Raw genomic sequence first — 11,134 nt, 5'->3', positions numbered from 1 at the left:
TTTTCTGATCATATCAAGTAAGTAACTAAACAAAAATAACTCAACTTAGATTAAGTAATGTAAAAAAGATTGAGATGATTTGGTAGTAAGGGCTTCAGCCCTTAAATGAGGACTAAAGTCCTCACTACAAACCTGGGTTCATATTGTACCTACATCAATTCCCTTTTCTTGCAACTTTGTTAATAATTCTTGATACTGTTGAATAGCTATTTCCTTTTCTTGACGTTCTTGTTTAGCAAGTTGATCAAATTCCACAGATGTGAGAAACTTTTTACCATCAGGATAATAAATTTCTAAATTATCAGATGTAATTTGAAAACGTATTCCCAATCTTGGACTTACCCAATTATAAATATCTTCAATAGCTACAAAACCATCTTCAGAATGCACAAAACCGGATAATTCTAAAGTATCAGGATCATAAATATAATATTCTTCCACACCATAACGTTGATAAAAAAGCGATTTATTAATCATCGCTGAAGTTCTATTTCCTGGAGATAAAATTTCAAAAACTACTTGAGGAGGAATATTATTCTCTTTCCACTGTTGATATGAACCTCTATCTCCCTTTGGTCTACCAAAAACTACTAATACATCAGGTGCTTGACGAATTTTCGGATTTCCCTCGACAGGATACCATAGTAAATCACCAGCAATAAATACATCTGGATTTGATGCAAATAATATTTCTAAATTTTCTTTAATTTTAACAATCCATTGATATTGTTTGGTATTATCTGCCATTGCTTGACCGTCGCTGTCAGGGTAGATGATTTCTGGTGTGGTTTCTGCTGATAATTGCTGTACCATAGTGGACATATCTCCCATAGGGATAGATTCTGATATCTACTGAATCAGGACTTACGCACAAGTCACGAAAGAACGAACCACGAAGGAGCGAAGGACACAAAGAAAATAGGGTTTCAGAGATATTTTGCGTAAGTCCTATGAATTAATCATAATAGACATCCCGTAAAAAAAAATGTAGAGACTTTCCATATCGCATTTCTACTGTAAAACGAAAAAATTAGATTTCTTTAACTCTTATTCTTTGCGTCTTTGCGCCTTGGCGTGAGGCTAATTCATACATTCAATTAGCAAAGCCAAAAAATCTCATAATTTTCACTTAATATATAAAATTAAAGCGAAAGATAAAACCAAACAAACAGACTCCATGCGTATTTCTCTAAACTGGTTAAAAGAACTCGTAGAAATCAAACAGACTCCAGAAGAACTGGCGGAAACCTTGACAATGGCAGGGTTTGAAGTAGAAGATATAGAAGATCGTCGCACTTGGGCAGATGGTGTTGTTGTGGGAAGAGTGCTAGAACGTCAACCACACCCCAATGCAGATAAACTGAGCGTTTGTACAGTTGATATTGGTGCTGCTGAGACTGTAAATATCGTTTGCGGTGCTGGAAACGTCCGCGCAGACATCTATGTTCCCGTCGCAACTACAGGAACTTATTTACCCAACATTGATTTAAAAATTAAACCTGCAAAACTGCGCGGTGTTCCCTCCAACGGCATGATATGTTCTTTGAAGGAACTAGGTTTACCCACTGATATTGACGGTATTCATATCTTCCCGGAGGAAAATCTTGTTCTGGGTAGTGACGTGCGTCCCCTGTTGGGTTTGGAAGATGTGATTTTAGATGTCACCGCTACCGCTAACCGTGCTGACGCTTTATCTATGGTGGGTATTGCGCGGGAAGTAGCAGCTTTAACTGGGGGAAAATTATCAATTCCCCAAATTGCAGAAGTGGAAAATACCAAAACTGCAAAAAATCTCACTTTGAAAATTTCCGAAACCCAAGCTTGTCCGGCTTATATTGGTACAGTTGTTGAACAAGTAAAAATTGCACCTTCTCCTGAATGGTTACAACAACGTTTGCGTTCTGCGGGTGTCAGACCAATTAATAATGTAGTTGATATCACTAACTATGTGTTGTTAGAAAGAGGACAACCTCTCCACGCTTTCGACAAAGAGCGTTTACAATCTGTAGGTGGGGGAGAAAATTTAATTATTGGTGTGCGGTTTGCGGAAACGGGAGAAACTTTAAAAACCTTAGATGGAAATAACCGGAATTTATCAACCCAAAATTTATTAATTACTGCTAATAATCAAGCGGTGGCTTTAGCAGGTGTCATGGGTGGTGCGGAAACGGAAGTTCATGAAGGTACACAAAGTTTAGTTTTAGAAGCTGCATTATTTGATTCTGTGGCTATTCGTCGTTCTTCTCGGAGTGCGGGGTTAAGAAGTGAGGCTTCTGGCAGATATGAAAGAGGAGTAAATCGGGCAGAATTAGAAATAGCTTGTCACCGCGCTTTATCTTTAATTAGTGAGTTAGCAGCAGGGGTAATTGTTCAGCAGGAAATTTCCGATTATCGTCCAGATGCTTCCACTTGGTCACATTCTATTACCTTGCGTTTGGATAGAGTCAATGAAGTGCTAGGTCCAATTGAATTAGCAGGAGAAACAGGAGAACTACAAGCAGAAGATGTAGAAAAAATCCTCACTGCTTTAGGATGTAAATTAATCACAATTGAAGAACAAATTTGGCAGGTAACAGTACCTCCTTATCGTTATCGGGATTTAGAACGGGAAATTGATTTAATTGAAGAAATTGCTCGTTTATATGGTTATGATAAATTCTGCGATACTTTACCAGAAAAATCTGAAGCTGGTTATTTACCTTTAGATCAAGAATTAGTTCGTAAGTTAAGATCGTGTCTAAGGGCTGAAGGTTTGACGGAATTAATTCATTATTCTTTAGTTAAACCAGGTGAAGATAGACAAATAGTTTTAAGTAATCCTTTGTTTGCTGAATATTCAGCTTTACGCACTGATTTGATTTCTGGTTTAATTGATGCCTTTCAATACAATTTACAACAAGGAAATGGGGCATTAAATGGTTTTGAAATCGGCAGGATTTTCTGGCGCGAAGAAGAAGGTTTAGAAGAAGCGGAAATATTGGCTGGGATTATTGGTGGTGATATAACTTCTGGTAAATGGTTACGGGGTGGGAAAGAAGAACCAATTACTTGGTTTGAAGCAAAAGGCATTTTAGAAAGTGTCTTTAGACAACTGGGTTTAGAGGTGGAATTTCAACCAGAAAATCGAGATTCTCGCTTACATCCTGGACGCACTGCTTCACTTTGGGAAAGAGGAAATAGATTGGGTACATTTGGTCAAGTTCATCCCCAATTACGGCGAGAAAAAGATTTACCAGATGCCGTTTATGTGTTTCAATTAGATTTAGATGCGTTATTAGATGCCGTAAGTAGTGAAGAGTTATTAACTCCCAAATTTACATCTTACTCTACTTATCCAGCCAGCGATCGCGATATTGCCTTTTTTGCCCCAATTAAAATCACAGTCTCGGAAATTGAAAAGGTCATTAACAAAGCCGGTAAGGGGTTATTAGACTCAGTAGAAGTGTTTGATGAATATCGTGGTGAAAATGTCCCCACAGGACAACGCAGTTTAGCTTTTCGCTTAGTTTATCGTGTGAGCGATCGCACTCTGACTGAAACTGAAATTGAACCAGTTCATGATAAGGTGAGGACGGCTTTAGTCGAGAAATTTGGTGTTAGTCTCAGAAGTTAGAATTTGGTAATTGGTAATGGGAAAAAGGTAATTCCCAATTCTCATTACCATTTGGGGTATATAGCAATTCCCATTTAAGTGAGGTACAAGAACAGGACTTACGCAAAATTATGAAGAAATGAACCGCAGAGGACGCAGGAGAGAAATTTCCTTCTCTCTTCTTCCTCCTGACTTCTTTACCTCGGTTTTCCTAGTGTCGTAATGTAGATAACGGCTTCATCAGTAGGGATACCCAAAACTTCGTTTACTTGGTCATCAAAGAAGCCAGCGATACCACTGACACCCAAATTGAGCCGAATAGCTGCTAAATTTAGTCTTTGTCCTAAAATACCAGCATCTAAATGTAAATAACGGTAAACACGATCTCCATATTGAGCGATCGCATTTTTTAAATCAGCGGTATGAAATAATACTGCTCCTGCATCCCTACCTAATTCCTGTCCCAAACACAGAAAATGTAATTCTCGACGGAAATTTTTAAAGCGAATTTGTCGTAATTCTTGCGCTTTTGGTGCGTAATAATAACAACCAGCATCTAATCCTTGCACTCCAGAAACAACAATAAATGTTTCTATTAAATTCAAATCGAAATGATCAGGATGAGGATCTAAATTTTGATCAATGTAATTTTGAGGTTGATAAGTAAAATCCAGTAAAGCTTTGAGTTCATCAAAATTCAAATTTTCACCATTATACGCACGGGTAGAACGGCGTTTATAGATAGTATTTGATAATTCTGATAAATGTTCTCCCCAATAAATTGGTGCAGTTCGAGTCGGAATCTTTTCACAGAAAGGAAAATTGTATTTATCTTCTAAAGACTTTTCTGGTTGGACATTTGGTAGATTTAACTTATCAGTTGTTGTAGATGAAATTTGGGTATGTAAATGAAAATATTTCAGCAATTCACCATCAGGAATAGATGGATAATTAGTATCAGTTGTTGAAGGTAAAGCAGTTCGTCCTAGAGGTAAATTTTGACGCACATCTAACAAATCTGCCAAAGCTAAAACAGCCGTTGTTCCTTCTTGTTCCTGATCAATATAAAGTAAATCATTAACAGCTTCATCCACAAAACCGCCGATTAAATGAGCGCGATAATCAGCAATATTAGCAGCCAACTCAATATTACTTAAAAGATGCCCAGTATCGAGAAAAATTCGGCGGTAAGCCCTGTCTTCATAACGCCAAGCAGAACGATAAAAAACCGCAGTAGTAATAATAGCTAATTGGGTACTTTCTAAAGCAGGATGCCAAAAACAAGCCGCTTGTAAAGTTTGCCAAACATCACTTTCCCAAAAGTGCATTAAAGAATGACTTCGACATTGATAGTTATAGAGTCCCGGTGGTAATAATGGCGTACCACGAGAAACTAAATATACCTCAGCCGGATACAACCCCCCAGCACTGGGAGCAGACCGTAGGTATACAGCACTACCCATAGAAGGCATTTTTGCCGTGAGTCCATAACTGTGAAATAATAGTTGAGAAAGTCGCCACCACCATTGGGTATCTGATTTATTGGCAACTGTTTCCACCGTTTCTTGCAGATAGGGTTTGAGGTCAATATCAGCACCAATTTTGTACTCTTTAAACGGTACAGGCTGTTTAGCCCAGTCTAAATTATGACTTTTAGAAGCCAGGGTTTGGGGGTCATATTTAGTCCGGTCGTGATAATGTTGAGCTATGGATTGATCGATTTCTGGCATAGTAATTTTAATATCCTCGTATTCCTATTCTTGATTTTGACATTCATTTGCTCGATTAATTCGTGCTAATCAGTACAATTTTCAACCATGCAAAATTAGAAACTAAAAGTTCAAACCTGAAAATTTATTTTTTCTGCTAAAATTCCCTCTCAGTTGTCCTCGAAAAGATTAAGAAAATGATACCTGTCCGTCACACTCTATCAACATCTGATATTCAACTTTCTTACCTGGAATGGAATCAAGGTCAAGAACCATTACTGTTGTTACATGGTATGGCTGATAATGCTTTGGTTTGGTCTAGTTTAGGAGATTATTTAGCAGCAGATTATCATATAATTGCACCAGATATGCGTGGTCATGGTGAGAGTAGTAAACCAGAAAAAGATTATACTTTTGACAGTGCGATCGCTGATTTGGAAGCATTAATGGATAAACTGGGATGGTCTGCGGCTCATATCGTCAGTCACTCTTGGACAGGGAAATTAGCCGCTATTTGGGCTAGAAAAAACCCAGCCAGGTTAAAAAGTATCACACTAGTAGATCCCATTTTTATCTGGAAAATGCCCAGTTTCCTCAAAATCACATTTCCTCTATTGTACCGCGTCTTACCTTTCCTCAAAAGCATGGGACCTTTTGCTAGTTACGAAGAAGCCGAACAAAAAATTCGACAACTCAGCCAATATCTAAATTGGAGTTCTTTACAACAGCAAGTTTTTCAAGCCGGAATTGAACAAAAATCCGATGGTACTTGGGGTAGCAAATTTACCATTGCCGCCCGTGACGGGATTTTTGACGCAGTAATGGACGTACCAGGTTTCATTAACCCAGTTGATACACCTGCCCTCTTTATACAACCAGAAAAAGGTGTCAACCGCCAAAATTGGCAAATTCAACCCTACAAAACCAACCTCAAAAACTTAAATTTCCTGCAAGTTCCCGGAAATCATTGGCCATTTTTAAGTAACCCCACAGAATTTAATCAAACAGTCGCTGCTTTTTTAGCAACCCAAAAATGAGATAATCATCTCAAGTTGTCAATTATCAATTATCAATTGTCAATTATTTATGAGCCTCTGCATTAATCCAGTTTGTCCTCAACCCAACCACCCAGATAATGATGAAAACCGCTTTTGTCAAAGTTGTGGTTCGCAATTGGAATTGATAGGACGTTATCGAGTCTTACGTTTATTGAGTGACAAAACTGGTTTTAGCAAAGTTTATGAAGCTTACCAGCAAGATACACCAAAAATTCTCAAAGTCCTCAAAGAAGAACTAGCAAATGATTCTAAAGCTGTTTCCCTATTTCAACAAGAAGTAAATGTTTTAGAACAATTAAATCATCCTGGTATTCCCAAAGCGGAAGGTTACTTTCCATATCAAACCAGAAATAATGTGATCTTACATTGTATGGTCATGGAAAAGATTGAAGGACCGAATTTAGAACAGTGGTTAAAGCAACAACAAAATCGCCCAATTTCCGAAGCTCAAGCCATAGCTTGGTTAAAACAATTATTAGAAATTTTAGATTTAGTTCACAACAAACAATATCTCCATAGAGATATTAAACCATCAAATATTATGATTCGTCCTGATGGACAATTAGTATTAATTGACTTTGGTACAGCCAGAGAAATCACCAGAACCTATCTAGCAAATGGTGGAGGAATGACAGCCATTTCATCATCTGGTTATAGCCCTCCCGAACAAATGCGAGGACAAGCCATAGCCCAATCAGATTTCTTTGCTTTAGGAAGAACTTTTGTATTTTTATTAACGGGATTTCAACCCGGACAATTATATGATCCTCATTTAGATATTTTACAATGGCGAAATCATGCAAATCATGTTTCTCCCATATTATTAGATTTCGTTGATTGGTTAATGTCAATGGAAGTGAATAAACGTCCTCACAATGTTGAAGAAATTTTGAGCAGATTAGCAGAAATTGAATGTCAACTAACAGAAAATACATCTGCAACTGTGAATATTGGAGGAAATTTAAAAACCGCAATAGTTAACAAAATAACTACTAATCACACCGTTATTCCACCCCAAAAACAACCAGAAAAGTTACCAATATTAGCCTGGTTTACTGCTTTAATTGTTTCCTTATTATTACTTTGGTGGATAGCATTCGCAAACAGAAATAATAAATTTACCGTTCTTCCTCCTGACTATGGACAAGCACCAGTTAAAAAAGGCAATGTTGATTATTTTCCTTATGAAGAAGGGAAAGATAGTCAAGGCAGAGTTGCCGAATTTAATATTGCGGTTTTATCAGTAGAATATAAATGGCAATTAGGTAGCACTTACCAAATTAAATATCAGGATCAAACTATTACCCTTGATTCCTTAAAATCTAACTTAGAACAAGAAGGTATCCAGAAAATTATGGAAAATCCCAGCGAGATTATTTCCGTAGGAACAGCATCTTGTGAAGGTGATATCGCTGCTGAACAAAGACGTGCGTTAGAACGTTCTCAGCAAATCCAATTATTAGGAAAAAAGATATTTAGTAATACACCCAGCGTTACAGGTTATCGCTTATTAAATCTGGGACAATTTCAAAGAAAAGATTGTCAATCTAGCCAAGACTCAACAGCTTATCAACGCAGTATTATTATTATTGGTGTCAAAAAACAAGCCGAAGGAGTAATATTAGATGAAGCTTTAAGAGATAGATTAGAGAGAAAGCCTTTTGCTGATTTTAAATTAGAAGATTATTCTCTAGGTTCACCAGATAAGTTTAAAACCATACCCAGTAATTTATAGTAGTTCTTTATGATTAAAAAAGCAGATATCAGCACCAAAAAATTAATCAGCCTCGCTCCCGAAAATTGGGTAAAATGGGTAACACAAATCCCCGATATTACCACCGGAGAAATTCTCAACTCCGAATTTCAATGGATAAGTAGAGAAAGTGATGTATTAATCAAAGCTACCAGTCCTCAGTACGGCGAATTTCTTGTTCTCAATGAGTTACAATTACGGTATAAGCCAGAAATGCCCAAAAGAATGCGGGCTTATACAGCATTAGCGGAAGAAAAATATGATCTTCCCATCTACCCCGTATTAATTAACATCCTGAAAGAAAGTGAAGCAGAAATTCCTAAACGTTATGAATCAGAGTTTGCAGGTTTACGGGCGCGTCAAGACTATCAGGTGATCAATCTTTGGGAAGTTGATGTAGAAATAGCTTTAAGCCAACCTATTCCCTCGCTGCTTCCCTTTGTACCAATTCTCAAAGGTGGAGGAGGAGAATCAACAGTTAGACAAGCATTACAAATGCTTCGTGCTGATGAAAAATTAAGCCAGTTAGAAACAGTTATGGCTTTTTTTGCTACATTCGTATTAGATAGCGCCTTAGTTCAACAAATCATGAGGTGGGATATGGAAATATTACAAGAATCTCCTTGGTATCAACAGATTAAGGAAGAAGGAAGACGAGAAGGAAGAGAAGAAGTAAGACAGGTAATGCTGTCATCTATTGAACTAATTTTAGAGTTGAAATTTGCTCAAGAAGGTTTACAATTCATGCCCAAAATATCAAAAATTGCTGATTTAGAACAGTTAAAAAATATTCAAAGAAGCATTCTAACTGTAAATACTCTTGATGAATTAGAGCAGTTTCTGCAAAGAAATTAAACTTGTGTTTTTAAATTAGTATTACTCTCCTAATCAGGGGAGAAATAATATCCAATTAGATAATTTCGTAGAGGGAGTATAGAGGTGTTAGAAAAATCTTTCTTTTATCAGGAAATTTTGCATAAAGGTAGAGAAGAAGGACGGTTGCAAGAAAGGCTTTCTGCTATTGAGTTATCTTTAGATGTAAAATTCGGCAGAGAAGGGTTAGAACTAATATCCGAAATCTCCCAAATTTCTGATTTGGAAAGATTAAAAATTATTCATAAGGATATTCTCACGGTACATAGTCTTGATCAACTACGGGAAATTATTCAGAACATTCACATTTCTGAACCAAATTAAATTATCAATAATTTATGCTCCCATTCCTGAATACTTCTTCAAACCCAAACGCCATAAAACACGATTAGCACCTAAAAATATTAAAAACCAACCTAATATTGATAAAAATCCTCTTGTTAAATCTACAGGTAATCCTACCAAAATCCTAGCGGGAAAATCAATAATATAGGGAAAAGGTGTTAACATAACTATGTTACGGACATCTTCAGGAAAAACATCTAAAGGTGCAATCAAACCCGATAAAAATAGAAAAAACAAAAACCATAGATTTTCTAAAGCGGTAGCTCTTTCTGTCCAAAATGCAAACATAGCAAAAGTATATTGCATAATAAACCGTAAAGCAAATGCCATAATTCCTGCCAATATGAATAGCAATAAATTAGCTATACTCGGCAACCAAAAAGCTTGAGGATATAAAACAAAAAATAACATTGATAAAAGCAATATAAAAGGTATTCGAGCTAATCTTTCAGCAGCATGATAAGCTACATCATGCCAAACTGGATCTATAGGTTGTAATAATTTTGGTGAAAGTTTACCTTCTACTACTTCTTTTTCAAATTCATAAATTACCCAGACAACGCTGATTTGTCTAGCTAGGAAAACCGCGAAAAAATACCGAGCAAAATCTACAGGTTCTAAGCCAAATATACCACCTTCAGCAGCTTGTACCCAAACACCCATCATGATAATTGGTAGAGAACCAGATAAAACCCATAATATTAATTCTGACCTATATTCCAACATATAGGCATAGTATACTGATAAAAAAATCAAGGCTTTTTTTAAATTTTTTTTCATGGTTATTAATAATTAGTTAAACCCTTTTTGAAAAACTCGGCCAATTACTTCTTCTACTGGTGGTTCTGTGACTGTTAAATCTACCACTTCTAAATCTGCTAAAATTTGGGAAACAGTGCGAGTCAATGCTTCTTGTTGCACAATAAATCTAACGGCTCTTCCTTCCACCATTTGCACATCACCATAGGACATAAGTTTTTCTAGTGGTAATGCTTGAACTAACTCCACATAAATTTCTCGATAAGGGGCAAAATTTTCTAATAATCCATCTAATCTGCCATCATACATGAGTTTTCCTTCGTGTATTAATAACACCCGTTCACACAAAGCTGTAATGTCAGCCATGTAATGACTAGTTAATAATACAGTTGCTTGATAAAGCCGATTATATTCTTTTAAAAAGTCACGGACTCCGACTTGAGCATTAACATCTAATCCTAAAGTTGGTTCATCGAGAAATAAAACTTGGGGACGGTGTAAAAGTGCTGCTAATAGTTCAGCTTTCATCCGTTCACCTAATGATAATTTTCGCACAGGTTGGGTGAGTTTACCTGATAAAGCCAGCATTTCTGTTAATTCACCTATTCGACGTTGAAATTCTTTGTCAGAAATATTATAAACTGCGGCGTTAATTCTCAAAGAATCAAGGGCTGGTAAATCCCAAATTAATTGCTGTTTTTGTCCCATCACTAAAGTGATTTTTTGCAAAAATGCTTCTTGACGATTAAAGGGAACAAATCCGCCAACTTTAACTGTACCATGAGAAGGATGTATTAGCCCTGTTAGCATTTTTAAAGTGGTAGTTTTACCAGCACCATTAGGTCCTAAAAAACCAACTATTTCCCCAGGTTCAATACTAAAAGAAACATCTTTAACTGCTGGAATTGAGCGATAAGTTCGGCGAAAAAAGTGGGTGATTGTTCCCCTGATCCCTGGATCTTTAATTGCTACTGGATAGGATTTACTGAGGTTTTCTGCTGTAATAATTGGCATAAAAATTTTGTCCCCTGCTACTTAATGACCT

General features: G+C 36.7%; 9 protein-coding genes. 5 read left to right on the top strand and 4 right to left on the bottom strand.

Features of this window, described 5'->3' with window-relative positions:
- Positions 1 to 138: 138 nt before the first annotated feature.
- Positions 139 to 813, bottom strand: a complete 675-nt coding sequence (locus FJR04_RS04130; RefSeq protein WP_168492154.1) for a Uma2 family endonuclease — start codon at positions 811 to 813, stop codon at positions 139 to 141.
- A gap of 364 nt (positions 814 to 1,177) precedes the next feature.
- On the opposite strand from FJR04_RS04130, the gene pheT reads away from it, so the two are divergent.
- The gene (gene pheT / locus FJR04_RS04125; protein WP_168492065.1) at positions 1,178 to 3,613 is read left to right on the top strand and encodes a phenylalanine--tRNA ligase subunit beta; all 2,436 of its coding nucleotides are present in this window, start codon (positions 1,178 to 1,180) and stop codon (positions 3,611 to 3,613) included.
- 176 nt (positions 3,614 to 3,789) lie between these two features.
- On the opposite strand, the gene FJR04_RS04120 is transcribed toward pheT, so the two are convergent.
- The gene (locus tag FJR04_RS04120) at positions 3,790 to 5,322 is read right to left on the bottom strand and encodes a SagB/ThcOx family dehydrogenase (RefSeq protein ID WP_168492064.1); all 1,533 of its coding nucleotides are present in this window, start codon (positions 5,320 to 5,322) and stop codon (positions 3,790 to 3,792) included.
- Positions 5,323 to 5,498: 176 nt separating this feature from the next.
- Between FJR04_RS04120 and FJR04_RS04115 the strand changes: the two genes are divergently transcribed.
- The 4 genes from FJR04_RS04115 to FJR04_RS04100 all read left to right on the top strand — a co-directional run bounded on the left by FJR04_RS04115 (position 5,499) and on the right by FJR04_RS04100 (position 9,309).
- Positions 5,499 to 6,338: an alpha/beta fold hydrolase gene (locus FJR04_RS04115; protein ID WP_174763498.1), complete on the top strand. Its 840-nt coding sequence runs from the start codon at positions 5,499 to 5,501 to the stop codon at positions 6,336 to 6,338.
- 49 nt (positions 6,339 to 6,387) lie between these two features.
- Positions 6,388 to 8,094, top strand: coding sequence for a serine/threonine-protein kinase (locus FJR04_RS04110; protein ID WP_168492062.1), 1,707 nt, complete (start codon positions 6,388 to 6,390; stop codon positions 8,092 to 8,094).
- Between the two features lie 9 nt (positions 8,095 to 8,103).
- Positions 8,104 to 8,967 (top strand): Rpn family recombination-promoting nuclease/putative transposase, encoded by an 864-nt coding sequence (locus FJR04_RS04105; RefSeq protein WP_168492060.1) that lies wholly within the window; start codon positions 8,104 to 8,106, stop codon positions 8,965 to 8,967.
- A gap of 84 nt (positions 8,968 to 9,051) precedes the next feature.
- A complete protein-coding gene (locus FJR04_RS04100; protein WP_168492059.1) occupies positions 9,052 to 9,309 on the top strand; it encodes a hypothetical protein in 258 nt (85 codons plus the stop codon).
- 12 nt (positions 9,310 to 9,321) lie between these two features.
- Here the strand turns inward: FJR04_RS04100 and FJR04_RS04095 are convergent, their stop codons facing one another.
- Entirely contained in the window at positions 9,322 to 10,110 is a 789-nt protein-coding gene (locus tag FJR04_RS04095) for an ABC-2 family transporter protein (protein WP_168492057.1), read from the bottom strand.
- A 12-nt stretch (positions 10,111 to 10,122) separates the two neighbouring features.
- On the bottom strand, positions 10,123 to 11,103 hold the full coding sequence (locus FJR04_RS04090; RefSeq protein WP_168492055.1) for an ATP-binding cassette domain-containing protein: 981 nt from the start codon (positions 11,101 to 11,103) through the stop codon (positions 10,123 to 10,125).
- Positions 11,104 to 11,134: the final 31 nt, after the last annotated feature.

This window comes from Anabaena sp. UHCC 0204 (assembly GCF_009711975.1).
Lineage (GTDB): Bacteria > Cyanobacteriota > Cyanobacteriia > Cyanobacteriales > Nostocaceae > Dolichospermum.
This window is presented reverse-complemented; position numbering and strand designations above follow the sequence as displayed.